The organism is Pseudomonas sp. EpS/L25, assembly GCF_001512295.1.
Taxonomy (GTDB): Bacteria; Pseudomonadota; Gammaproteobacteria; order Pseudomonadales; family Pseudomonadaceae; genus Chryseomonas.
This window is the reverse complement of the sequence record NZ_LNUP01000002.1, coordinates 338,027-362,557: the sequence shown is the minus strand read 5'-3', so window position 1 is coordinate 362,557 and position 24,531 is coordinate 338,027. Positions and strand designations below refer to the sequence as shown.

The window sequence follows — 24,531 nt, the reverse complement described above, 5'->3', positions numbered from 1 at the left end:
GGGCTAGTGCCCGGCCTCGAGTTCGATCAGACGGCGAGCGAGACGGATCACCCGGAACAGCTTCACGACGGCAACATCGGGCATGCGGCCTTCAAGGCTGGCGGGCGAGCTGTCAAAGAGCGGGTTACCGATCAGCAACTGGCCGAGGGTCAGCGCGAAGGTGGCGGTTTCCTCGGCCACGCTTGCGGCAAGCGCCGCCGCTGCGTCCGGCTCGCGCGAGACGGCATAGCGATACATGCCGCCCAGCGATTGCAGGAGTTGCCAGGTGGTAATGCCGCGCTTGCTCAGCTCGGTGCGAGGGCTGATCAGGGCAAAGCCCAACCCCAGCTCGGTCGAGATGAGCACCTCACCCGGCACGTCAGAGAGTTCTGCGATTTCGAAAGCGAGCATGCGCAGCACCTTGCGCAAGGACTCTGGGTCATCGAGGTTGCGCTCGATGTACCAGACATCGGAGATCGCATGGAGGCCACCGACCTGCACGGGAATGGCGCGCAGGGCATCGCTGTTGAAATCGGGGAGGGTTTCGCCGCTCTCGGCGGCGATCCGTCGTTGCACCTCGCGCACCTTCTGGCCAATGCCATCCGGGGTGACGATGTGGCCGTTCAAGCGCGCTGTGCGTTCTTCATCAGAGAGCTGCTCAGGATCGGGCGGAGTCTGCCGCGCAGGCGTTTGGGGCTCAACGGCGTCCACCTTGCTAACCCCCGAAACCCGTTCGGGCAGCGATGGTGGGGGCGCGGGAGGTCCCGCCTTGGGCGTCTGTTTGTTCGTAGGTGTCTGCTGACCACCGTCGCCCGGTTGCGACGCCGGCAGCCCGGGTATCGCGGGTATGAGGGCAACCTCAGGAATCTGGGGCATGAGCCCATCGGGCATCTGGACGCCGACCAGCTGCGCACGACGACTGCTGTCCTGATGATCGACGATCGCCTTGAGCACCTCCTCATAGCCGACATGCCGCGCCGTGCGGATCTGCCCGATCAGCTTGTCCTGGACGGAATCGAAGACGAAGTTGTCGGTTGGACCGTCGAAGCCATTGAGCACTTCCTGGAACAGCAGCTCGAAGTCAGCCTCCTCGCCATTGAAGTGAATCCAGGCTTTCAGGGCTGCGCTGCGCAATGTCAGAAGCTTTTCGACTTGGTGTTTGCCAAGGCCCGAATAAAGCAAGCCAGGAATCGCCGGTACCAAGGTGCGCAACGTCTCTTGCATCTTGCTGATATGAGATTGCGAGATCCGATAGCCATCGTCGGCGAGTTTCTTGACCAACTCGCGCTGGGAGATGTCCTTGCCCGCTTCCTGAGCATAGAGCTGGCGCGCTGCTTCGAGGCTGACGGCGCGCTCGATGAACATGAGGTTACCTCGCATATCGTTCTCGGCCAGGTGGCCGGTCAGCGCGACGATCTCGCCGCGGTCCGACCAAGGACGGAACAGGCAGTTGATGCGGAAATAGCGCTCTTCCTTGGTTTCCCGCCATAGCTCATTGAGGATCGCCAGGCGCGTATTGCCGCCGGTGCGGATGATGTATTTCTCCTCGCCTGGGCGTCGGGTCACCGGAGGTGGCTGGTCCAGCCCCCGAGCCCGGATGGAGGCCTTGATCTCGTCATAGAGCGGATTACGGGTGGTGCGCGGGTTATGGTTGTACGGATCCATCTGGTCCAGGGTCAGGACCATGGGGGTTTCCTTGATCGGATCCGCCAGGCGGGTGACGGGCGTGCTGGCTCCTGGGAAGCCACCTGCCAATAGGCGCTGAGCGACCATATCGTTGCTGGGCTTGCTCATGCATGGATCTCCAGGGCAGGACGTGATACGTGCCGACCAGGGCCATCATTCGCCGCCAGCAGCTGGTCGATGACGCGCTTCAGGCGAAAGACCTCATCCTCCAGTTCGAGCGTGCGGCCCATACGCAGAACGATCTCGTTGTTCATGGAGCGATTGGCTTGCTTGGCCGCTTCAGCGATCCGAGAGCGCAGTCCCTCGGGAAAGCGGACGACGAACTTTTCATCCTTTACTGCAGGTTTGCGTGCGGCTTGCCTGCGCTTTGAGACTGTAGTCATAGGGATTGGTCCAGGTCATTCGTAGGCTGGGCGCGGCGAAGTTGCGCGCGGGCATTGAGTCCGGCGCGGCAATCGCTGGGCGTTGAAGAGGTGAAGATCGGTGCGCAGCCGGTCTTGGTGAACCTGAGGTGGCCACCCTTGGTTCGGGTGACTACCCAGCCCTCGTCGACGGCAAATGCAATTAGGGCTCGAACGTTCTTGTGTGTGGCGCGTACCGACAGCGAGGGAGAGTGGCTCATGGTTTCCTCTCCTGGCTCAGTTGGAGAAACCCGCTCCCGCCAGTTCCGCCCAGAACTTCGATAGCCTTTACCTCGACTTTTGCGGTCTCGATAAGAACCGAGCCGACATGGGCCACTGCCTTGGCGCGCTCGATCTCCAACGGATTCTCTCTATCAAGCAGGCCTTCAATGGCCACGAAGAGATGGTTACGTAGGTCTTCAAGCTTGTTCTTCATCGGCAGCCTCCTGAATGGCACGCTTGAGTCGCCCAAGGGTGCGGATTGCGTCCTTGAGTTCTGGCGGGTAGCGATGGATGGTGTTGCGGCGCATACGCTCGGCGCGGCTGACCAGCTCAAGATTGTCCAGGGTGATGTGTCGCTTGTTGCCATCCCGGAAGCTCAAGCAGTGACCGGCCGGCACGGGACCGTAGGCCTCTACCCACAGAAGGATGTGCACACCAATCCAGTCGCGAGGGGGATAGCCGGTATCGGTCACTTTTCGTTGGAGGTAGCCCTCTTGGCTCAGGCGCAGACTTCCAATGGGTAACCAGTTCTGCGGCTTATGCCCAGGTTTGAAACGAGTCGCGTGGCCGCCGGTCGCAACTCCTTTCAAGCCCTTGTTCCAGGGCTGATGGCCTTTGGCAAAGCGGCAGCTCAGGCCTTGAGATCCATCCAGCCGGTGGCATTCCTTACTCTCGAGGAAGTCCTCGCTTTTGCTGAGTCCCAACCGCTTGGCTTTTGCGTGGATGCGATAGACGGCCCGGCCAAGTTCGTCGGCCAAGACACGGGCAACTTCGCTGGGATACCGCCGACGCAACATCTCTTCTTCGGCATGTGTCCAGGGGCGCCGTTGTGGTGTGGTCGACCTGCGACGAAGGCGCTCCCCGGCACGGTCATAGGCGGCTTGTGCTAATGGGCTGAGTTTCATCGAGTCGACCCTCCCGCTTTCAGCAGTTGGGCCTCAATGCATGTCATTGAGGCCACGCCCTGGACGGCCTGGGAAGGCAACGCCTGAACCATGGTCGGTGGATCCGTAAGTTCAGCAAGGCGCTGCAGAAACTTCAGCTCGGCCGTTTCTGCCGACCAGGGGTCGATCCGTATGCGCAACGGCTCAATGCCTTCCAGGCACTCCCACACCTCCTCATCTCGCGGCATGAGGTCGCGCCGTTCTGTGGCCAGTAGTCGCAGGTCGATGGCCGCCACGCTCGCGGGGTAGCGCTTCGAAATGTCGAATCGCTCGGCGACCAGGCCAAGCAAGTGACGCTCGAGCTGGTGGTAGAAAGGCCGGTTGGCGTGCAGGCCCATAGAGTGAGTGGTGACAGGCATAGTCCAGTTCATGGGCAGCAGATAACCCAGTTTCTCGATGAAGCTCGCCGGCTCCATCCCCGCGACGTCGGCCGCACTAGTCAGCAGCGCCTGGTGATAACTGACCAATAGGCGCTTGAGAGGGCCGGTGAGATCGCCCAGGTAGGCTTCGGCGGCATCGTGCAGCAGCGCGGGCAAGGCGTCCTCGGGAGGGACGTGATAGCTGGCCAGGACGCTGTGCTGGGCGACCGAATAGAACGCTGTGGTCTGGCCTGCGAAGCGACAGGCTCTTGAAAGGCCCCGAGCAAGGTCCAGCGGATCGATGTCGTCGGCCATGCTTCCGGTAAGGTCAAGGCGGCGGCCAGTTGCCGTGAGGATCCAGCTCATGAGCGGCTACCCCCTTTCACATACCCGACTTTGAAGGGCAGGCGATGAGTGCGGGCCAGGGTATGGCAGCGCTCCAGTGGCTGACGCAGTCGCCTCGACGCTGTGCGCAACGTATCTCCCACGAGGGCGCGGGCGCGCAGCAGAGCAACGAGAGCCTCGTCCGATAGCTGCTCCGCGGCGGTGGCTGCTGCTGAGTCTCCAGTGGCCTCTTGTCGCTCCGCCTCAAGGGCTTCTTCGCGCCGGGCGCTGATGACGAAAGCGGGAGCTGAGGCCGACCGTTTGGTGGTCTCGACGACCTGGACCTTGCCGCCCTTCGCTTCGAATTCGGCGAGGGCCCGTTCCAGCCACTCGCGTTCACGCGCGCGCGTTGTCAGGTCTGAAATGGGCAAGTCGGTTTCTGGTTGGTGAAAAGGCAGCATCTCATTGCCCTCCCGCCGGATGTTGGAGCTGGTTGCCGGACTCGATGGCGACGATCTCCGCTAACCCGTCATCCCTGAACAACAAATCCAGGGTCTTGAACAGGCCTGCAGCGTCCTCGCTGGAGCCGGAGACGCGGAAGACCACGGTGGTGTCGTGGTAGGGGCCAGCCTCTGCTTGCTCGACCTGCTGCAGCAGCTCCACATCCGGAGAGTGGCATACGCTGCAGACCAAAGACTCTTGAGAGGTCAGTAGGCGACGGCAGAGGTGATGGCCGCAGTGGCGGCACTGGTGAGTGACCCCAGACAACATAGCTTGCGGGCTCATCGAGCAACTCCTTGCCGGCTCCCGCCGGCGAACGATCGGAGGGAAGGGCAGGGTATGAGCAGCGACCTGCTGGCGATGGCCGGCAGGTGCGAAAGGGTGCCGGATGCATCCGGTGGTAAGGTCGAAGGTGCGAACCAAAACCACCCAGACCACAGGAGGTGCGGCATTGAACTGCAAGCGCGGGGATTCATGACTGCATCTCCCGCCAGACCTGGGCATTGAGATTCTCGAAGCGGGTCTGCTGGGCGATGAAGGCTGCGTACACCGTGCCCAGAGGCCCCGAGCGATGCTTACCCAGGATCAGCTCAGCAGTGCCCTTGTGCTCGGTCTCGGGGTGGTAATACTCCTCCCGGTAAAGGAAAAGGATGACGTCGGCATCCTGTTCAATCGAGCCCCCGTCGCGCAGATCGGCATTGATGGGCCGCTTGTTCGCACGCTTCTCCAGCTCCCGGTTGAGTTGCGACAGCGCAATGACGGGGCACCTCATTTCCTTGGCCAGACCCTTGAGTGAGCTGGTGATGGCACTGATCTCGTTGGCCCTGTTTTCTTTTCCGGAGCACTGCATCATCTGCAGGTAGTCAACGAAGATTGCCGCAGGGTGGCCGAATCGCTTGGCGGCGCGACGGGAGCGAGCCCGAAGCTGCGTTGGGGTAACTGCGGCCTGGTCATCGATCACCAGGCGGTCGCCGTACTTATTGATCCGGTCGACGGCGTAGGTGAGTTTGGTCCAGTCCTCGTCTTCGAGCCTTCCAAGCTTGAGTTTCTGGGCATCCAGCTTGCCGAGGATCGCTAGTTGGCGAAGCAATAGTTGCTCGGCCGGCATCTCAAGGCTGAATACCTGCACAGACTTCTGCAGGTCGCGCTGTAAAGCAGCATCAATGCAATTGAGGAGAAAGCTGGTTTTTCCCATGCCTGGACGGGCGCCGACGATGATCAGATCCGTGTCCTGCCACCCTGAAGTCAGGGTGTCCAGGTCGGTGAGCCCTGTCGGCACCCCCGTGACCAGCGTCGGGTTGTTGAAGCGCTCGTCGATGGTATCGATCAGCTTGTCGAGGGCGGCCGGTACGTTGCAGAACTCGGCACCTTTGCGGTCCTGGCTTAGAGCGAACAGCTGCTGTTCGACCTGCTCCTGCACTTCAGCCGCCTTGGCGCCGGGAGTACTGGCCTCCCGGCTGCAGCCGAAGCCGAACAGCGTGAGCCGGCGCAGGTGTGCTCGCTCGGCGACGATCTCTGCGTACGCCACGATGTTGGCTACGGAAGGCGTGTCTTTGGCGAGCGTGGCGAGGTAGGCGATACCGCCTACCTCCTCCACTTCGGGTAGCACCTCGGCCAGAGTGACCACGTCGAAGGGCGACGACTGACCCGCAAGCAGGGCGATGCGCCGGAAGATCAGTTGGTGTGGCCGGAAGAAGAAGTCCTCCTCCTGCAACACATCAGCGATCATGTCCCAGGTGCTGTTGTCGAGCATGAGCCCGCCTAGCACCGCTTGCTCTGCCTCTTGAGAGTGAGCCGGCACCAGACCGCCGGCCACCCGCTCGATGTCGGGTAAGACCAGGGCTTGGTTCATACTCGATCCCCCAGTGCCAGGCCGCCTTGGCGACTCACCCCGTGATGTAGCTGCGCGGTCTTGCCCTGTTGGAAGCCCTGGAGTCGTGAGCGGGTGTCGTGGCCCTTGGCTTCGATGTACTCCAGCTCGAAGGTTTTCAGGTTCGGATGAGTGATAGCCAGATAGGCATCGATGACGCGCTGGGTCTCTTCCGGCTTGCCCTGGGCGAATGCCTGGACCTTCACCCGCACGGCTTCGATCCAGCCCTCGGCGAAGATCTGGCCGCGACGCCGCTTCGTTGCAAGCTTGCAGCGGCTCTGGCTCTGCACGAAGATCTTCCGTGCAGCCAGCAATTGCTGGTGAAGGGCGGAGTAGGCATAGCTGGCCAGTTCGGGGCCGACGCCCACACCGACGAACTTGAAAGCCCATCCCAGACGCTGATCGAAGTAGGCCAGATGCTCGCAGTCGAAGGCGGCCGAGCAGACCTGGGCTAGCTGATGAAGCCAGTGGGCTGGGGTTCGGCGTGTGCCGGTTGCTACAGATGCCTCGCAGGCCAGTACGGCGTGGACTTCCACCTCCTGAAGATTGTGTTGTTGCATCAACTTGCGGGCCTGACGCAGCGCGGTCTCGGCTTCGTTCGGCGCGGCGCCGGCGTCCTTCGCCAGAGCGAAGCACTTGGCGACGCGCTCCAGGATCTTCTGCTTGTTGGCGTCCATCAGTCAGCTCCTCCTTGCGAAGGGGCCGTAGCCGGTGCCGGGTTCGACCCCAGTGCGACTTCCTGAAGTACCTCTGTCCAGACTTTGATGGTCTCCTTAGCGCTCGGCTTCGAGAGCTGAGCTTCCTGTACCTCGGCGATGCGCTCCTGCAGGGACTCAAGCCGCTGGGAGGGAGACTGATCCACGAAAACTAGGTGATATTCGACTGAGGATTTCAGGTCAGCGATGAGGCTGTTTACCTGGTCCAGGCGCCATTTCTTGGTGGTCGTCCAGCTTGGAGCGCGGGACTGCATCATGTCGCGAAGGTGACCATCTCGTTTCAGCAACCAGCCATCGGTGATTGGCCTGATTGTGATGTACATCTTCAGCACTTCGATCTGCTGCTCGACCGTCGTGGCCGGCAGCGGGAAGTGCTCAGCTACCAGCTGCTTTGCTTGTCGCTCTCGTTGCTCGCGAAGCTTGGCAGCCGCCTTTTCTTCGCGCGCCTTGCGCTCTTTGGCGTGCTCGACGTTGTACTTCACCGAGTCCAGCAGGGCGGCTGCGTTGCTCAGCAGCTCGCGCTGCTCATGGGAGAGCTGCTCGCCGAGGCGACCTAAGAGCGTACCGTACTGGGTCAGTGCCCGAAGCTCGCGGGCCGCGCTGGAGAGCCCGGTCTGCACCTTGCGGAAATCCTTCGCGTCGTAGAATTTTCCCTGTTCCAGCACCACTTCTGCCGTGATGCCTGTGGCCTGGGTCAGATTAGGCTTTTGAGAGATCGCCATCTCACTTGCCCTCTCGAACCAGTGCGTGCACGACCGATTCGGTCATGCCGGTGAAGCGGTCAGTCCACTCCGGGAAGACCTCGATCGCCAGGTCGCGGATGACCTGCAGGGCGGGCGGAGCCTTACGGTCGGCGAGTTGGCGATAGTCCAGACGGTGCGCAGGGATGCCATGGGTCGCTGATTCGCAATAGACGACGGCGTGGGGAATGACGGTGTCGATCACCTCGATGTCGGGGTGGCCGCGGAAGGCATAGCGTATGGATTCGTTGATCTGCCTCGCATCTGAGGTCAACTTGAGGTTATTGACCACGGCCTTGATGGGCGGCACAGGTAGGCCTAGCCGAGCATAGGGGCGCAGGCCATCCAACATCTGTAGGGTGCCGCGATTGAATTCCCGGGCGGATAGCATCTCTGGGGGAACGGGCGACACCACCAGGTCCGAGGCCAGTATCGCCATCTCGAGCAACACGCTACGCGCGCCCTGGGTATCGATCAGCACCAGGTCGAAATCTTCTTGGAAGACCTCCTTGAGATGAGCCAGTCGTAGACGACCATCAGGCGCCTGGAGCAGCAGGTTGATCAGATGGTTGTGCGGATCGTTGGAATAGATCAGCGAAAGGTTGTTGATACAGGTCTTGGAGACAATCTGGCTGAGGTCCGTCTCGTTGCTGGCGATCAACTCGAAGATCCCGCACGGCGCAGTTTTCGTCAGCTCGAAATACGACGACAGCGAAGGCTGGACAGGATCGAGGTCGATCAGTAGCGTGCGGAGTCCTGCATCGGCGCAGAACGCGCCTAGGTTGGCAACCGACGTGGTTTTCCCGGTACCGCCCTTGGAAGAAATCTCGGATGTGGTTTTCAAATTCGCAGCCTCTAATGGGTTCATTAGAGGCTGCTGCTACAGGCCCAGCTCTACATCTCGTGGAACCTAGGTCGATACCTAAATCCCTGCTGTCGACCAGTTATCTTTTAACCAATTGGTCGCAGGTTCGAATCCTGCACGACCCACCATTTTTACCAGAAACCCTCCGCAAGGAGGGTTTTTGCGTTTCTGGCCCTTGTCTCGTCCCGCCTGAGGTCTCACAGGCGCCTTCCCGCACTCCGGTCTCACCTGGGGCGGAGCCTGCCGATCACTAGGTTCTGTACGAAAAGTGCCTGCGCTCGGTGATGCTTCGTTGAAAAAGGCACTCGGAATGCTCATTTACCGCTCGTAAACTCCGCTTCCTCGGCCTTTTTCGCCTCGCCTGACCTTCGCTCGGCGACTTTTCGTACAGAGCCTAGGTTCGGGCCGAGGAGCCCGCCGGCTCGGTCGCTTCACCGGCAAGTGGTCGACCAAGACGCCGGCCGGGAAAGGGCTCTACTCCGCTCATCTGCAGCTATCACCTGGATTCGGTCGGCGTCTCGCCGGCAGCGAGGCGATAGTCGGTAGTAGTGACCCCTGATCGTCTGACTACTATCAAGCAAGGAATCCGGTTTTCAGGGCGGTGGAATGCGGTCGAAACACCTCTCGGGCTTCACCCTCATCGAGGTCTTGGTCGTCGTCGCCTTGCTGGGCATCGTCACTGCCCTGGCGGCGCCAGGCTTCGCCAGCCTGGTGCAGAACAATCGTATCCAGGCCGCGGCGGGGGAGTTGCAGCGAGCCCTGTACTACGCCCGTAGCGAGGCCATGAGCAGGGGGGTGAACGTCATCGTCACCACCGATCCCGAGGATGCCAACGGCTGGACCGGCGCCTTGAAGATCAGCACCGTCAACACCGTGGTGCTGCCCACGGCCGAGGTGCTGCGCCAGTACAGTGGCGGCCTGGGCACCGGCGTCAACGGTACCGGCAGCGTGGGAGGAAGCCCCTTGACCAGACTGACCTTCCAGCCCAATGGCAGCGTGCGCATCGCTGCGGATGCCATCCTGCGCGTCTGTGCCACCAATGCGCTCACTCCCGGCAAGCAATTCACCCTTAGCCTCGGCGGTGTCCTCTCGGTGACCGACTTCGTGCCCACCCGGGCCAGCGCCGTGGGGTGTGGCTAGGTGAAGCGGGGGCAGCGGGCGTTCAGCATGATCGAGGTGCTGGTCAGCCTGGTGATCATCTGCCTCGGGGTGCTGGGCATGGTCGCCTTGCAGACGCGCAGCGTCGCCCTGTCCCAGGATTCCATACAGCGCAGCAACGCCATGGTACTGGCCAACGATCTGCTCGAGCTGATGCGCAGCAATCGCGATCAGGTCCTGGCGAACGACAAGGTCAAGCCCGATGGGGTCTATGCCAAGCAGGCGGGTGCCAACTTTCGCACCAGAGCGCTGGATGCCGGCAAGACCTGTCTGACCCGGGATCGCTCGGCCGGTGGGGAGACGGTCGCCGGTCAGGATCTCGGCTGCTGGCTGGCCCAGGTCAAGGCGCTGCTGCCAGTGACCGACGCGCTGATCACCAGCAGTTTCGCCGTCTGCCCGGCGTCCGGGGTGCCACCCCTGCCGGCCAGCGATACCTCGGGGAACACCACGCCGCTCAATGCCTGCGAGACCACGGCGCGTGCCGCGGTGATGGTGGTAATCGCCTGGCAGGACGCCAGCAACGATTCGGTGAACTGTCCCAGGGGCATCTGCTACTACGCCCTGCGTTCGGAGCCTTGAACATGAATCAGCGGTTTCCCAGGCGCGGTCGGCTGAAGGGGTTTTCGCTCATCGAGATGATGATCGCCCTGACCGTGGGCGCCTTCCTGGTGCTGGGCGTCTCGCAGATCTACCTCGACAACAAGCGCAGCTTTCTCTTCCAGCAGGGGCAGACCGGCAACAGGAACAACGCCCAACTGACCCTGCAGTTGCTCGATCGACAGCTGGCCCGCACCGGTTTTCGCGCCGATATCCGCTACCAGAACAGTCTGGCGGCGGCCTTTCCTGCCGTCGGTGCCGTGGCGGATGCCGATGGCATCAGCTGCCCGGCCTTCGCTGCCGGGGTCACCTTCGCTGCCACCACCGATGGCGTCAATGCTCCCACGGGGGTCTGCATTCGTTACCAGGGCGCGCTGGATGGCAAGGATCTGGATTGCCTCGGCAACCTCATTCCCCGGGTGAACCTCAACACCGGTGGCAACGTCCTGCTCAAGCTGCGTTACCTGGCGAGCGCCACGCCCGGTGCCGGAACCCTGAGTTGCACCGTCTGGAGCGAGCGGGCAGGGGCACTGGCGCGCAAGGGCAGTGCCGTGCTGGTGCAGGGGCTACGGGATTTCCGCTGGTCCATCCCGCCGAAGGCGGACGCCCCGGCCGTTCGCTACGCCGCTCTGCTCAGCACCAGTGATGCGGTACCGGGCGATGTCGCCAGCAATGCCGCGGCCAACTGGCAGATCCTGACTGGCCAGCAGCTCGACGAGGCGACCCGGCCCATGCAGATGGTGCAGAGCACCGTCACCCTGAGGAATCTCGCGCTATGAGCCGTATCCCGCTCGGGCAGCGGGGCGCGACCTTGCTGGTCACCCTGGTGATGTTGCTCCTGCTGTCGCTGCTGGCGGCGTCCAGCATGCGTCAGACCCTGCTGCAGACCCGTAGCGGTGGCGCCGCCCTGGAGAATGTCCAGGCGTTCAATGCCGCGGAGGCGGCCTTGCGCGAAGGCGAGCGGCGTCTGGTCGCGCTCAGCCAGCAGCCGACCTTCACCGCCTTCAGCGCGGGATTCGCCAGCTGTAGCGAAAGTGTGGCGGCCGTCCGCGGGGCCTTTGCCAAGCCGTCCAGTGGCGATCTGTGCATCCTGGGCAAGGCCAGCGACCTCAATACCAGTGCCCTGACCCAAACCTGGGCGGCGACCGCCCTGCAGGCGACCGACAAGACGCCGACGGCGCGTTCGGTGGCCTACAGCGGCTCCGATGGCAGCTCGACGTTCGCCCGTACGCCGCGCTGGGTGGTGACCGCCATCGGTAGTAATTCCGTCGATGTCTCCGCGCCGGCCAACAAGCTGTTCCGGGTCACCGCCATCGCCCAGGATCGCGGCGGCCGCTTCCCGGTGATCCTGCAGAGCGTCGTTTCCCTGGAGGTGCCATGAGCCGAGCCGTACTGGCATCCACCGCCCTGTTGGCCGCCGTCGTCACCAGCGGCGTCCAGGGCGCGGCCCTGAATCTCAGTCAGCAGCCCCTGTTCCTCAGCAACAGCGTCGGCCCCAATCTCTTCGTCACCCTGGACAACTCCACCAGCATGCAGATGGCCGTGGTGCCGGATGCCTCCAACACCGATGCCATCCGACCGACCCGGCGGGCCAAATCGGCGGCCTTCAACAGCCTCTACTACAATCCGGCGATCAGCTATCCCGCGCCCTACGCGGTGAGCTATAGCAGTACCTCCGGCCTGACTCGTACGCGACTGACGACCAGTTTCTCCAGCGCCTACATCAACGGCTATCGGCCCGGCCTGGGCAGCGTCAATCTCGCCAGCGACTACCGGGTGAGCTGGAGCTACAACCCCAACCTGGTGACCACCGATCCCAATGTGGCGCGCGGAAACACCTACGGCAATCCGGGATTGCAGAACAACAGTCCGAGCATGCTGGCGGAGAATCCGTCACAGGATTTCCAAGGCACGGGTACCTACCAGGGGACCAGTGCCAGTTATGGTCGGGTGACGCTGCTGGACATCCTCCTGGGTGGCGGCTTCACCGAAACCATCAATGGCGCCCAGGTCTCCATCAGCGACTCGTCCCTGCTCGGTTGGCTGTTGCGCGGCCAGTCCCAGCCCCTGGCCGGAGGTTGCACGGCGAGCATCGCCAACACCACGTCGGTCAGCTACAGCAACGTGACCTGCACACGGAATGTGAACTACAACGCGGGCGGTTTGTTTTCGTCGGTGACCTATACCATCACCGCCAATACCAATACCTCGACGGCCATCGCGGGCGTCCCGGCCTACTACTATCTCTACGACACCACCCTGAACACCTGCACCCCGGCGTCCCTGCAGACCGATGGCTGCTATCGGCGCATAGCGGTCAGCGCCACTTCGGGTCCCAACGGCACGGACGAGCGGCAGAACTTCGCCAACTGGTATTCCTTCTATCGCAGCCGTGCCCTGGCGGCGCAGACCGCCACCAACCTGGCCCTGGCGGATGCCTCGGAAAACATCCGGGTCGGCTGGCAGGCGCTGGGCACCAGCGACAGCTGCATCCTGGTGACCACCAATGCCAACTGCCGCGGGATCGGCAGCACCAGCACGACGACCTATGACAATCGCCTGCGGCCATTCACCGGCGCGCACCGGGCTGCCTTCTTCACCTGGCTGGGCGATGTCTACTACAACCAGAGCACGCCCCTGTTGCAGGCGGTCGCCCGGGTCGGGGAGCTGCTCAAGACCAATGGCAGTGAAAGTCCCTACGCCTTCCAGCCGGGTACCAGCGAAGCACCGGTCTATGGCTGCCGGGCCAGCTACAGCCTGGTGGTGACCGACGGTATCTGGAACGCGGCCTTCACCAGCAGCAACGTCGATGGCTCGGCCGCCACCCTGCCGGATGGCCAGCAATATTCGCCGCAGGCGCCTTTCCAGGACAGTACGGCCAGCACCTTGGCGGACCTGGCCTTCCTCTATTGGCGTACCGACGCCCAGCCCAACCTGGACAACAAGGTGCCGCCCTACAACACCGTGAGCAGTAACGAAGTCCAGGGCAGCCGCACCCTCACGCCCTACTGGAATCCGCGCAACGATCCCGCTACCTGGCAGCACCTCACCGGCTTCTACGTCGGCATCGGCCTGAGCAGCGCCCTGGTCAACCCGGCCTGGGGTGGCGATACCTTCTCCGGGGGTTATGCCGGGCTCGCAGCGGGCAGCACGGCCTGGCCGGTCGCCGGCGCGGACAATTCGGTCAACCAGAACAATGTCTACGATCTCTGGCACGCGGCGATCAACTCGCGTGGGGAATTCTTCAGCGCGGAAAACGCCAGCGATCTCATCACCTCCCTCAGCGAAGTGGTCTCGCGTATCAGTCAGTCCACCAGCGTTGGTGCCAGCCAGACCGTCTCGCCGACCCAGGAGGGCGACAGCACCGCGCTCTATACCTATGTACCGTCCTTCTCCAGCACCGACTGGAGCGGGGATCTGATCAAGTACCAGCGCACGGCGACCAACCGGACGCGCATCTGGAGTGCGGGTCAACAGCTCGACAGCCGTTTCCCTGTGGGCAATACCGGCTATGCCAACCGGACGATCTACTTCGCCAGCCGCGGCGCCCTTACCCCCTTCACCTGGGCGAGCCTGACCGCCACCCAGCAGGGTTATCTCAATCGCACCGCAGCCGGCACCACAGATACCTACGGCAGTCGCCGGGTGGACTACCTGCGGGGTGACCGCAGCCAGGAGGCGCCTGGCGTGACGCCGTCCTTCCGCCCACGCAACCACATCCTCGGTGACATGGTGAATTCCTCGCCCGTGGTGGTCGGTGCCCCCAACAGTCCCATCGCCCTGATGAACGCCACGGTTGGCGATGCCTCCTACGCGGATTTCCGCAACGCCAACCTGAGTCGCGAGCGGCGTATCTACGTGGGGGCCAACGACGGCATGTTGCACGCCTTCAACGATCAGGGCGCGGAGGTCTTCGCCTTCATCCCTAGTGCAGTCATCCCGGCGCTCAACAGGCTGACCGACCGTGGCTACAACGGTGGCCACCAGTCCTACGTCGACAACACGCCGGTGGTGGGTGACGTCTACAGCGGCGGCCGGTGGCGTACCGTACTGATCGGTACCCTGCGTGGGGGAGGGCAGGGCATCTTCGCCCTGGACATCACCAACCCGAACGCACCCACGCTGCTCTGGGAAAAGTCCGCCAGCGATGCCGACTACGCCGACCTGGGCTTCACCTACGGCCGGCCGGTCATCACCCGCCTGCGTTCCGGCGACTGGGGGGTGGTGGTGAGCAATGGCTACAACAGCACCCGGGACAACGCCGTGCTGTACGTGATGAACGTCGCCGATGGCAGTCTGATCAAATCCCTGCCGGCGACCGATGGTCTGGCCACTCCCAACGGCCTGGGTTCGCCCTTCGTGGCCGATGTCGACGGCGATCTGATCGCCGACTACGTCTACGCCGGCGACCTGCACGGTAACCTCTGGCGTTTCGATCTGATGGACACCCTGCGCGTCGCTTTCGGTGGTCGGCCGCTTTACACCACCCAGGCCAGTAGCGTGGCGCCTGGCACCACCAATCTGGTCCAGCCCATCACCGCCAGCCCGACGGTGATCGCCCATCCGACCGGCACGGGTCATCTGGTGATCTTCGGTACCGGCAAGTACCTGGAGACCGGTGACGCCATCGCCAATCCCAGCAAGGCCATGACCCTCTACGGCATCTGGGATCGCCAGACCGATGGCTCGGCGGCGGGTAGCACGCCCAGCCTGACGGTGGCCAATCTGCAGCAGCAGACCCTGGGGATCGACCAGCGCATCAGCTATACCGGTGCCGGTGGCTCCAGTGTGAGCAGCACGGCGAACGTCGTTTCCACCAATTCGGTCAGTTGGTACGACCCCGCGACGGCCGCCAGTGGCAAGCAGGGCTGGTACCTCAACCTGCCGCTCAACGGCGAGCTGGTCATCAACAAGCCCCAGCTCTTCAGCGGCACCCTGCTGATGAGTTCGCTGATACCCAGCACCGATGCCTGTACCGCTGGCGTCACCACCTATCTCTATGCCTTGGATCCCTACACGGGTGGTAACAACAGTGGACTGTTCAACCTGGGGGTGGACACGGCCTACGGACGTATCCAGCTGGACGGCCTGCTGGGTGGCATCGTGCCCTTCCTCTATGGCAACGGCAATTTCAGCGTGGAAGGTACCCTGGCCGACTCGGCGCTTTTCGGCAGCGATGGTGGCCCCCAGGCGGAGGGCTTGACCGGCAGGCAGCCGCCCAGTCGGCGGCAGACCTGGCGGGTCATCAGCAACCAGGATTAGCCTGGGCTGGCTTGACGAGCGCCCATGAAAAAGCCCGGCACGGGCCGGGCTTCTTCACGGAGCGATGCGTCTCAACGCGCGTAGGTCAGCAGCACGTCGCCCGGGATCTGGAAGTCCACCGACATCATCACGGAGAGCGCGGTGATGGCGATGATGGAGAACCCGAACAGCTTGCGTGCCCACTGCGCATCGTTCTCGGCCTGATAGCCCATGAACGCCAGGCGCAGCCACCAGGCACCGATCACGAACGCCACTGCCAGATAGACGTAGCCGGCGTAGCCAAGCACGGTCAGCAGCAGGGTGGCAGCCAGGAAGGCCACGGTGTACCAGACGATGTGCCGCTTGGTCACCGAGATGCCCTTGGCCACCGGCAGTACCGGAATCGAGGCCGCGGTGTAGTCCTTGAGACGGAAGATGGCGATGGCGTAGGAGTGCGGCATCTGCCACAGGCAGAAGATCAACAGCAGCACCGCGGCGCCGCTGTCGAACTGGCCGCTGGCGGCGCAGTAGCCGATCACCGGCGGGGCGGCACCGGACAGGCTGCCGACCAGGGTGCCGTACACCGAGGTGCGCTTGAGCCAGAGGCTGTAGAGCCCCACGTACACCACGAAACCCATCACCGCGAAGGCGGTGGCGACCAGGTTGGTCGCCCCGTACAGCAGCCCTACCCCGGCCAGGCCGAGGAGGGTGGCATAGGCCAGCGCCACCTTCGAGGAGATCGTGCCCTGGACCAGGGCACGATTGCGGGTCCTTTCCATCTTCTGATCGATGTCCCTATCGATCACGTTGTTGAACACACAGCCGGAAGCAATGACCAACGATACCCCGATGGCCGTCGCCAGCAGCAACAGCGGGTCGATGCTTCCTTTGGAAGCCAGGAAGAACCCGCCGGCAACCGAGATCAGGTTGCCGAAGATGATGCCCGGCTTGGTCACGAGAAGGTACTTCTTGATCATCACGTCGGCCCGGTTCAGTGGATCATCATGTTCTGGTGCATGTGGTACATGATCCACAGGGATCCCACGACCACGATGCCGACGATGACCACGGTGAACCCGAAGGAGATCACGTTCCAACGCTGCTCTTCGGAGGTGTTCAGGTGCAGGAAGAAGTACAGGTGCACCAGCAGCTGTACCACCGCCATGATCACCACGATCGCCAGGGTCGCGCCCTTGGAGAAGGTGGGGAACATCACCAGGCCGAAGGGAATGACCGTCAGGATGACCGACAGGATGAAGCCGACCATGTAGCTCTTGAAAGTGCCATGGCTCTCGGCGGTGTGCCCGTGGGCGTTATGGTCGTGCGCCATTACAGAACCCCCATCAGATAGACGATGGTGAAGACGAAGATCCAGATGATGTCCAGGAAGTGCCAGAACAGGCTCAGGCACGACAGGCGGGTCACGTTGGTGGTGGTCAGGCCCTTGGAAGCGACCTGCAGCATCAACACGATCATCCAGATCAGACCGGAACTCACGTGCAGACCGTGGGTGCCGACCAGCGCGAAGAAGGACGACAGGAAGGCACTGCGATCCGGACCGTAGCCCTCTTCGATCAGGTGATGGAACTCATAGACCTCCATGCCGATGAAGCCGGCACCGAACAGCCAGGTGATCGCCAGCCAACCCAGGACGCCGCCCTTGCTGCCCTTGTGCTGGGCGATCATGGCGAAGCCGTAGGTGATACTGGAGAACAGCAGGAGGAAGGTTTCCACCAGGACGAACGACAGTTCGAAGATGTCCTTCTGCGAGGGGCCATCGGCATGGGCCCCGCTCAGCACTGCATAGGTCGCGAACAGCGTCCCGAACAGAATGCAGTCGGTCATCAGGTAGGACCAGAAGCCGAACGTCTTCATCGATCCGGCGTCGTGGTGCCCATGCTCCTCGGCATGGGCGACTTCATTATGCATAACTTGATTCGCCATTGGGTTAGGCCTGCTTCAATTTCGCCAGGGACTGGATGCGGGCGGTTTCGATGCGCGCCACTTCTTCCGCTGGTACGTAGTAGTCGACGTCTTCGTCGTAGCTGCGGACGACCGCAGTGACGATGCAGCCCACGAAGCTGGCGATGGCCAGCCACCAGATGTGCCAGATCAGGGCGAAGCCGAGGATCAGGGCGAAGAGGCTGATCACGATGCCGGCGCCGGTGTTGCGCGGCATGTGGATCTGCTTGTAGTCCGCATCCTTCTTCTCGGTGATGCCTTTTTCCTTCATGCCCCAATAGGCGTCGATGTCGTGCACTTCCGGCACTTCAGCGAAGTTGTAGAAGGGCGGCGGCGAGGAAGTCGACCATTCCAGGGTACGGCCATCCCACGGATCACCGGTCACGTCCACGTTCTCCGGCAGATTGCGGTCGCGGATACTGACGTAGAACATCCACAGTTGGCTCAGGATGCCGAGGGCGATGATGCCGGCGCCGATGGCGGCGGTCACCAGGAAGGGATGCCAATCGGGGTTGTCGTAGTGGTTCAGACGACGGGTCATGCCCATGAAGCCCAGCATGTACAGCGGCATGAAGGCGACATAGAAGCCGATCAGCCAGCACCAGAAGGCCTGCTTGTTCAGGCGCTCGTTCAGCTTGAAGCCGAACACCTTCGGGAACCAGTAGATCATGCCGGCGAAGTAGCCGAACACGGCGCCGCCGATGATCACGTTGTGGAAGTGGGCGATCAGGAACAGGCTGTTGTGCAGCACGAAGTCGGCACCCGGCACCGCCAGCAGGACGCCGGTCATGCCGCCGATGCTGAAGGTCACGATGAAGCCCAGGGTCCAGAGCATCGGCGAGGTGAACTGGATGCGCCCCTGGTACATGGTGAACAGCCAGGTGAAGATCTTCACGCCCGTCGGGATCGCAATGATCATGGTCGCGATGCCGAAGAAGGCGTTGACGTTGCCGCCCGAGCCCATGGTGAAGAAGTGGTGCAGCCAGACGATGAAGGACAGCACTGTGATCGCCACGGTGGCCCAGACCATCGACACGTAGCCGAACAGCCGCTTCTTGCTGAAGGTGGAGGTCACTTCCGAGAACACGCCGAAGGCCGGCAGGATCAGGATGTAAACCTCGGGGTGGCCCCAGGCCCAGATCAGGTTGGTGTACATCATCTGGTTGCCGCCGGCTTCCGCGGTGAAGAAGTGGAAGCCCAGGTAACGGTCCAGGGTCAGCAGCGCCAGGGTCACGGTCAGGATCGGGAACGCGGCCATGATCAGGATGGCGGTGCAGAACGACGTCCAGGTGAAGATCGGCATACGCATCAGGGTCATGCCCTTGGTACGCATCTTCAGTACGGTGACGAAGAAGTTCACACCGGTCAGGGTCGTCCCGATACCCGATAGCTGCAGCGCCCAGATGTAGTAGTCAACCCCCACCCCTGGACTGTACTGAATGCCTGACAGTGGCGGATAGGCCACCCAGCCGGTCGCGGCGAACTCGCCCACGAACAGCGACAGCATCACCAGCACGGCACCGGCCACGAACAGCCAGAAGCTCAGCGAGTTCAGGAAGGGGAAGGCCACGTCGCGGGCACCGATCTGCAGCGGTGTCACCACGTTCATCAGGCCGGCCACGAAGGGCATCGCCACGAAGAAGATCATGATCACGCCGTGGGCGGTGAAGATCTGGTCGTAGTGATGCGGTGGCAGGTAGCCCTCGGCACCGCCGGAGGCGATGGCCTGCTGGCTACGCATGAGGATGGCGTCGGAGAAGCCGCGCAGCAGCATGACGAGCGCGACGATGAAGTACATCACGCCGATCTTCTTGTGGTCGACGGTGGTCAGCCACTCTTTCCAGAGATAGCCCCACTTGCCGTAGTAGCTGATCGCGCCGAGCAGCCCCAGGCCACCCAGGGCGACCACGACGAACGTCACGAGAATGATCGGCTCGTGATACGGAATATCCGCAAGAGTTAATTTACCGAACATAACTTATTCCTCGGTACCGTGTTGACCGGCGTGCTGGCTCATGTCCATCACGTGGTCGGTCTGCTTGCTGAAGTCGGACTTCATGAACTTCTTGATGACCGTTCTGAACAGGTCCGGCTCGACCGCCGAGTAGTAGGCGACTGGCTGCTTCTCGCTGGGCTTGGCCAGCTCGGTGTAGCTCGCCTGGTCCAGCGTCTTGCCACCCGACTGCTTGACCTTGGCCACCCAGGCGTCGAAGTCGCCGGCGGTGGGGACCGCGTGCACGGTGAAGATCATGTCGGAGAAGCCGGCGCCGCTGTAGTTGGCCGAGCGACCTTCGAAGACGCCGGGATGATCGGCGATCAGGTGCAACTGGCTCTGCATGCCGGACATGGCGTAGATCATGCCGCCCAGGGCCGGGATCGACAGGGTGTTCATGACCGACTCGGAGGTGATCTTGAACTGCACCGGACGGTTGACCGGGATGGCGAGCTCGTTGACCGAGGCGATGCCCTGCTCCGGATAGATGAACAGCCATTTCCAGTCCATCGAGACGGCTTCGATCACCAGCGGCTGCTCGGGATGATCCAGCGGCTTGAAGGGATCGAGTTCGTGGGAGGTCTTCCAGGACAGGATGCTCAGGAACACCACGATGGCCAGGGGGACCAGCCAGACCACGGCTTCGATCTTGTAGGAGTGAGCCCAGTTCGGGGTGTACTTGGCTTCCTTGTTATCGGCGCGGTACTTCCAGGCGAACAGGAAGGTCATCACGATGACCGGGATCACCACGATCAGCATGAGGCCGAACGCTGTGTAGATGAGGTTGCGTTCTTGCACGCCGATGGAGCCTTTCGGATCCAGCAGCACGGCATCGCACCCGCTGAGCAGCAGCGCGGCGGCACCGGCTAGAAGCCAACCGGTTGGTTTTAGATACTTCGTTAGTTTCATCTCACGACCTCAGTAGAGCGGCTCATCGTGGTTATTCTCTCAACGTGCCTGTCGCCAGCCTCACGCTCCGCAACGGACAGGCATCCGTGCGGCAGGCTGATGGATTGCGGAAATTGCGGGATTTCGCAGCGCGGTATGGTGCCACAGAGGGGAGGGATATTCGACCCTTTGGTCAGCCGCCATTCAGGTATTGCCGGCCGTCAAGAAAGGCCTAAACCGCTGGCGTAAGGCACTGTCATGCGCTGGGTAAGAGTAGTCGAGCGGGGCACGACCGCCAGTTTGGCGGACGCCTTTCGACGACGCGGCTGGGCGTTCGCGAGGCCGAAAAATCGCTCAGGAAGACGCGCTCCAGGGCGGCTAAGGCCTTGAAGGCTTTGAAAAGGCATAAGGATAGAAGCGTTGGGAAGGTGGTGCCGGAGATAGGAGTCGAACCTACGACCTTCGCATTACGAATGCGCCGCTCTACCAACTGAGCTACACCGGCACGAAGCTTTTGATGATAAGGCCCTGGCAGCTTCGTGCGCAAGTCTGACGATCCTGAGGGCGTACCTGCCTGTGGCGATGTGTCGCAGTATTGCGCGGGCCGCCCTACGCCATTTCGAAAGACGCCTCCCCCCGCCGGTCAGCTGCGCTGCCGACCCACTTCGTCGGTGCCGCGGATACCTGGGAAACCTTCGCACTGGTTGTCATACCTAAATTTCGGTAGGTCACGCAAGGCGCGATCCGTTCCCGATGCTCAGGCTGGTGCCTGACGACTCACCGCTCTGGAGATTCCGATGACCGACTACTCCCTTACCCGCCGTCACGTCCTCGTCGGCTCCGCCGTAGGGATCGCCGCTGCCGCGTCGGGCGCCGCCGTCGCCCAAGATGGCACCGCGGCCAGCCGTCCCGCGAAGCCGCTGCAGGATCCGCGCACCAAGTACACCCGGGAGCCCTTCAAGGAGCAACGCCAGGAGTGGCCCGCCCTGACCAGCAGGATGGAGCCGCGTCCCGATCATGGCGAAACCAGCTACCACGGTTCGGGGCGACTGACCGGCCGCAAGGCACTGATCACCGGCGGCGACAGCGGCATCGGTCGCGCGGTGGCCATCGCCTTCGCCCGCGAAGGGGCGGACGTCGCCATCAACTATCACCCCGACGAGGAATCCGATGCCCAGGAAGTGGTCAAGCTGATCGTTGCGGCCGGCCGCAAGGCCATCACCCTGCCAGCCGACATCCGTAGCCAAGCCGCCTGCGAAGAGGTGGTCAGCAAGGCCTTCGAGCAACTCGGTGGCCTGGATCTGCTGGTGAACAACGCGGCCTACCAGCAGAGCAAGGCCGATATCCTCGAAATCACCGATGAGCAATTCGATCGCACCTTCAAGACCAACGTCTATCACGTCTTCCGCTTCAGCAAGGCAGCCATTCCCCATTTGCCGCCAGGCGCCAGCATCATCAATACCGTCTCGGTGAACTCCTACGATCCCGGCGAAGAACTGATCGACTACGCCTCGACCAAGGCCGCCATCCTCAATCTCACCAAGGGCATGGCCAAGCAACTGGCCAGGAAGGGCATACGCGTCAACGCCGTGGCACCGGGGCCGGTATGGACGCCGCTACAGGTGGCAGGTGGTCAGCTGGAAGGGCAGATGAAGGCGTTCGGGCAGGACACGCCGTTGGGCCGGGCAGGGCAGCCGGCGGAGTTGGCGTCGTTGTATGTGGCGTTGGCAGAGGAAGACGCGAGCTTCAGTACGGGAACGGTGGTGGGGGCGTTTGGGGGGAAGGGGATGCCTTGAGAGAAGAAGGCTCCAATTCGCTCCGTCCAGCTCGTGCGTTGTGACGGTACGCTCATGTATATCTTTGGCACTCGTCACCTATCAATCAGATCTATATCAACCACCTGCTGACCGGCATATATTGGGCGAGGCATGGCATCTGAGGCGTCGGCTCGCCTATCGGCATCCTCGGTCAATGGCGACTAAGACTGGCCAGCATTCCAAAGTGACTGGTCCTAGTTCCGCGTTTAGATCGAGCACGTCCAATCTACTCTCCGCTCTGACCAATTGCCGAGAAAATAAGTGAATTCCCCTATCGCTGATCGAACTTCGCAAGCAGTCGCTGCTCCTGTAATCTGCCGGGGTGTACATTTTATTGTACGCTTATTCGGTTGCTTAGTTGATAATAGGCATGATTGGTGTGACGCAAAAGCGCCAGGGTTCCATGTCTGACATCGGCAGTAGTCGCGTGTGTAGTGGGCGATGGAGTTGTCAATATTTCAGTTTTTAGCTGTTGGTTTTCCGATATTCTTTTTGATTTTCTCTTCGATTACTCTGGCCGCGCTCAGTCGAGCCACTCCGGTGAATAATTCATACAGAGGAAGCGCAAAGGTTATTGATAGTATCAATATTGCTATTCGTTGTTCGATAATGTTTTTTTCTACCCATTTCTTTGCTCCGTTGTCTGTAAGCGCCGAGCAGATGACTTGCGCTTCTGCTATTGGGAAGTGATGAGCCTGACTTTGACGCTTTACCTCTTCGGGGTTTCTGCAGTTTTCAATATTAAGAGTATCAAGAGTAAAAAAACCCAGCTTTGCCTCTTGTTCACTGAGGTGAAATGTCGGGGAGTTTGGGAAGCTTGCGATTACATATCGGTAGGGTATTAATGAGAGTGTCAATGTAAGGGCTGTAAGCAGAAGTATGGAGGCTGCGAAGCACCAATTATTCTTTGTCTCAATATTTTTTGTTTTTATGATAAGGCTTTCTGTGTCAATATGGTTTATTGAACTTCTCGCGATTCGTGCTGGGATGTCGTTTTCAATTAGCCAGCGGGAGAATCTTCTACTCTGATCAAGGCCTCCGATGTTGAATCTGAATTGTTTCCGAAAGTCCTTTAGAGTGCTCTCCCTTTTTTGTAGCTCTTGAAGTTCCGGGTAGTCGAAGTTAACGGGTGCTTTGATTGATGTCTTTCGTGTAGGCTCCTTGAGTGGGTCTTGGATTTTTCGCTTGTAAAAATTCCATCCGGACAGGGCTAGAGTGGTTATCAGTAGCGCTATATAAGCGTAATCTTTCAATTTTTCGGAGAGCAAATTCGTGGTGACGTCGGTTAGTATTTGTACAAGCATGGGTGGCTATTTGCTAAGATCAGGTTTTATGAATTTGCATTGCCAAGAGCGATTGGGCTTATTAGAGGGGTCAGTCCTTTTGTAAATCGCTTTGGGCTTATATGATTTTTTAGATGTTGGGTCGTCAGTGTTGCGTTAGCCCATAACGTCGTTCTTTCTTGGTGTATGCTGGCTAAGCTTGTTGCTGCTATATGTAGGCTCAACTCGGTATCTTGAAGCGCTAATTGATAGTGTGGATAAGCGTTTAGAGTGATTTTTCAGATGCTCTTTCGTCATTTCTCTGTAATTCGTCATATGTATTGGATGCGGCGATATATTTTTCGCTGCCGGCTGAACTCAATAGGCTATTAAATGTAGGGTGCGTGCGATGACCGTCGACCAAAGCTCGTCAGCCTCACGGCTAAATGGGTTGTCTTGATCATTTTCGCATCAGGGATGATCGCTAGAGATGTGTCCGCGGTGCTACGGCAAGCAGATGGCCAACGGATCCGCCAATGACAGATTTTGAAGTGAATATGCGTCGCAGGCAAGCGCAGAGCCGCCGGCAGAACTTGCGCTGCTCAGCGTAGCGCTGGCCTAGGGCGATGCAATGTTACAAGAGGGGAGGAGCTGACAACGTTCGAGAGAAGAAGCACTATGATAAGCAAATCGGCTACTAGGCTCTGTACGAAAAATCCGAGCGAGTAGAATTGGCACCATGAGGGGCTGGAGGGCCGCATGGCAAAGCGTTACGAACTCCCGGATGAAGCGTGGGAGCTGATTGCAGATGTTGTTTCGCCTGAGCAGAAGAGGGGGCGGCCACGCAGTGATGACCGGCTGATGCTCAATGGCATCTTCTGGATCCTGTGTTCAGGTGCTGCCTGGCGCGACCTGCCAGAGCGGTTCGGCCCCTGGTCGACGGTGTATCAGCGGTTTCGTGACTGGCGAGATGACGGCACCTTTGATCGAGTTCTCGAGCGCCTAC

25 protein-coding genes and 1 tRNA gene are annotated in these 24,531 nt (G+C 61.1%); 7 read left to right on the top strand and 19 right to left on the bottom strand.

Features of this window, described 5'->3' with window-relative positions:
* Window positions 1–3: 3 nt before the first annotated feature.
* The 12 genes from AR540_RS02905 to AR540_RS02850 all read right to left on the bottom strand — a co-directional run bounded on the left by AR540_RS02905 (window position 4) and on the right by AR540_RS02850 (window position 8,586).
* A complete protein-coding gene (locus AR540_RS02905) occupies window positions 4–1,773 on the bottom strand; it encodes a ParB family protein (protein ID WP_059226351.1) in 1,770 nt (589 codons plus the stop codon).
* On the bottom strand, window positions 1,770–2,048 hold the full coding sequence (locus AR540_RS24555) for an Arc family DNA-binding protein (protein ID WP_082706887.1): 279 nt from the start codon (window positions 2,046–2,048) through the stop codon (window positions 1,770–1,772). Before AR540_RS24555 ends, AR540_RS02905 begins: the two co-directional genes overlap by 4 nt.
* Window positions 2,045–2,287, bottom strand: coding sequence for a hypothetical protein (locus tag AR540_RS24550; protein WP_082706886.1), 243 nt, complete (start codon window positions 2,285–2,287; stop codon window positions 2,045–2,047). The genes AR540_RS24555 and AR540_RS24550 overlap by 4 nt, the downstream gene beginning before the upstream one ends.
* Window positions 2,284–2,502 (bottom strand): hypothetical protein, encoded by a 219-nt coding sequence (locus tag AR540_RS02895; RefSeq protein WP_059226349.1) that lies wholly within the window; start codon window positions 2,500–2,502, stop codon window positions 2,284–2,286. The genes AR540_RS24550 and AR540_RS02895 overlap by 4 nt, the downstream gene beginning before the upstream one ends.
* The gene (locus AR540_RS24545) at window positions 2,486–3,193 is read right to left on the bottom strand and encodes an HNH endonuclease signature motif containing protein (RefSeq protein WP_082706885.1); all 708 of its coding nucleotides are present in this window, start codon (window positions 3,191–3,193) and stop codon (window positions 2,486–2,488) included. The genes AR540_RS02895 and AR540_RS24545 overlap by 17 nt, the downstream gene beginning before the upstream one ends.
* The gene (locus AR540_RS25685) at window positions 3,190–3,957 is read right to left on the bottom strand and encodes a hypothetical protein (RefSeq protein ID WP_059226346.1); all 768 of its coding nucleotides are present in this window, start codon (window positions 3,955–3,957) and stop codon (window positions 3,190–3,192) included. The genes AR540_RS24545 and AR540_RS25685 overlap by 4 nt, the downstream gene beginning before the upstream one ends.
* Window positions 3,954–4,376 (bottom strand): hypothetical protein, encoded by a 423-nt coding sequence (locus AR540_RS02875; protein WP_059226345.1) that lies wholly within the window; start codon window positions 4,374–4,376, stop codon window positions 3,954–3,956. The genes AR540_RS25685 and AR540_RS02875 overlap by 4 nt, the downstream gene beginning before the upstream one ends.
* 1 nt (window position 4,377) lies before the next feature.
* Window positions 4,378–4,701 carry a hypothetical protein gene (locus tag AR540_RS02870; RefSeq protein WP_059226344.1) on the bottom strand — a complete coding sequence of 108 codons (324 nt, stop codon included), beginning with the start codon at window positions 4,699–4,701 and terminating at the stop codon, window positions 4,378–4,380.
* Between the two features lie 187 nt (window positions 4,702–4,888).
* On the bottom strand, window positions 4,889–6,268 hold the full coding sequence (dnaB, locus tag AR540_RS02865; protein ID WP_059226343.1) for a replicative DNA helicase: 1,380 nt from the start codon (window positions 6,266–6,268) through the stop codon (window positions 4,889–4,891).
* Entirely contained in the window at window positions 6,265–6,963 is a 699-nt protein-coding gene (locus AR540_RS02860; RefSeq protein ID WP_059226342.1) for a DUF2786 domain-containing protein, read from the bottom strand. The genes dnaB and AR540_RS02860 overlap by 4 nt, the downstream gene beginning before the upstream one ends.
* A complete protein-coding gene (locus tag AR540_RS02855; RefSeq protein WP_059226341.1) occupies window positions 6,963–7,724 on the bottom strand; it encodes a hypothetical protein in 762 nt (253 codons plus the stop codon). Before AR540_RS02855 ends, AR540_RS02860 begins: the two co-directional genes overlap by 1 nt.
* A 1-nt stretch (window position 7,725) precedes the next feature.
* Window positions 7,726–8,586 carry a ParA family protein gene (locus tag AR540_RS02850; RefSeq protein ID WP_153014193.1) on the bottom strand — a complete coding sequence of 287 codons (861 nt, stop codon included), beginning with the start codon at window positions 8,584–8,586 and terminating at the stop codon, window positions 7,726–7,728.
* 627 nt (window positions 8,587–9,213) lie between these two features.
* On the opposite strand from AR540_RS02850, the gene AR540_RS02845 reads away from it, so the two are divergent.
* The 5 genes from AR540_RS02845 to AR540_RS24540 are packed head-to-tail and all read left to right on the top strand — an operon-like array spanning window position 9,214 to window position 15,624.
* Window positions 9,214–9,747: a GspH/FimT family pseudopilin gene (locus AR540_RS02845; RefSeq protein ID WP_059226339.1), complete on the top strand. Its 534-nt coding sequence runs from the start codon at window positions 9,214–9,216 to the stop codon at window positions 9,745–9,747.
* On the top strand, window positions 9,748–10,344 hold the full coding sequence (pilV, locus tag AR540_RS02840; RefSeq protein ID WP_059226338.1) for a type IV pilus modification protein PilV: 597 nt from the start codon (window positions 9,748–9,750) through the stop codon (window positions 10,342–10,344).
* Window positions 10,345–10,346: 2 nt separating this feature from the next.
* Window positions 10,347–11,141: a PilW family protein gene (locus tag AR540_RS02835; RefSeq protein WP_059226337.1), complete on the top strand. Its 795-nt coding sequence runs from the start codon at window positions 10,347–10,349 to the stop codon at window positions 11,139–11,141.
* The gene (locus tag AR540_RS02830) at window positions 11,138–11,743 is read left to right on the top strand and encodes a pilus assembly PilX family protein (RefSeq protein WP_059226336.1); all 606 of its coding nucleotides are present in this window, start codon (window positions 11,138–11,140) and stop codon (window positions 11,741–11,743) included. Before AR540_RS02835 ends, AR540_RS02830 begins: the two co-directional genes overlap by 4 nt.
* Window positions 11,740–15,624, top strand: coding sequence for a pilus assembly protein (locus tag AR540_RS24540; RefSeq protein WP_236711998.1), 3,885 nt, complete (start codon window positions 11,740–11,742; stop codon window positions 15,622–15,624). The genes AR540_RS02830 and AR540_RS24540 overlap by 4 nt, the downstream gene beginning before the upstream one ends.
* Window positions 15,625–15,695: 71 nt before the next feature.
* Here the strand turns inward: AR540_RS24540 and cyoE are convergent, their stop codons facing one another.
* The 6 genes from cyoE to AR540_RS02795 all read right to left on the bottom strand — a co-directional run bounded on the left by cyoE (window position 15,696) and on the right by AR540_RS02795 (window position 20,951).
* Window positions 15,696–16,583, bottom strand: coding sequence for a heme o synthase (cyoE, locus tag AR540_RS02820; protein WP_236711997.1), 888 nt, complete (start codon window positions 16,581–16,583; stop codon window positions 15,696–15,698).
* Window positions 16,584–16,594: 11 nt separating this feature from the next.
* Window positions 16,595–16,933: a cytochrome o ubiquinol oxidase subunit IV gene (gene cyoD / locus AR540_RS02815; RefSeq protein ID WP_059226334.1), complete on the bottom strand. Its 339-nt coding sequence runs from the start codon at window positions 16,931–16,933 to the stop codon at window positions 16,595–16,597.
* Window positions 16,933–17,547 carry a cytochrome o ubiquinol oxidase subunit III gene (locus tag AR540_RS02810; RefSeq protein ID WP_059226333.1) on the bottom strand — a complete coding sequence of 205 codons (615 nt, stop codon included), beginning with the start codon at window positions 17,545–17,547 and terminating at the stop codon, window positions 16,933–16,935. Before AR540_RS02810 ends, cyoD begins: the two co-directional genes overlap by 1 nt.
* Before the next feature lie 4 nt (window positions 17,548–17,551).
* Window positions 17,552–19,540: a cytochrome o ubiquinol oxidase subunit I gene (gene cyoB, locus AR540_RS02805; protein ID WP_059226332.1), complete on the bottom strand. Its 1,989-nt coding sequence runs from the start codon at window positions 19,538–19,540 to the stop codon at window positions 17,552–17,554.
* A 3-nt stretch (window positions 19,541–19,543) separates the two neighbouring features.
* Window positions 19,544–20,467, bottom strand: coding sequence for a ubiquinol oxidase subunit II (gene cyoA / locus AR540_RS02800; protein ID WP_059226331.1), 924 nt, complete (start codon window positions 20,465–20,467; stop codon window positions 19,544–19,546).
* Between the two features lie 408 nt (window positions 20,468–20,875).
* Window positions 20,876–20,951, bottom strand: a tRNA-Thr gene (locus AR540_RS02795).
* Between the two features lie 292 nt (window positions 20,952–21,243).
* On the opposite strand from AR540_RS02795, the gene AR540_RS02790 reads away from it, so the two are divergent.
* Entirely contained in the window at window positions 21,244–22,242 is a 999-nt protein-coding gene (locus AR540_RS02790) for an SDR family oxidoreductase (RefSeq protein WP_059226330.1), read from the top strand.
* Window positions 22,243–22,721: 479 nt separating this feature from the next.
* Here AR540_RS02790 and AR540_RS25155 read toward each other — a convergent pair whose 3' ends face one another.
* Window positions 22,722–23,567 (bottom strand): DUF6216 family protein, encoded by an 846-nt coding sequence (locus tag AR540_RS25155; RefSeq protein WP_153014153.1) that lies wholly within the window; start codon window positions 23,565–23,567, stop codon window positions 22,722–22,724.
* Between the two features lie 717 nt (window positions 23,568–24,284).
* Between AR540_RS25155 and AR540_RS02785 the strand changes: the two genes are divergently transcribed.
* Window positions 24,285–24,531, top strand: a 247-nt coding sequence (locus tag AR540_RS02785; protein ID WP_059226329.1) for an IS5 family transposase, incomplete at its 3' end; no start/stop codon positions are given.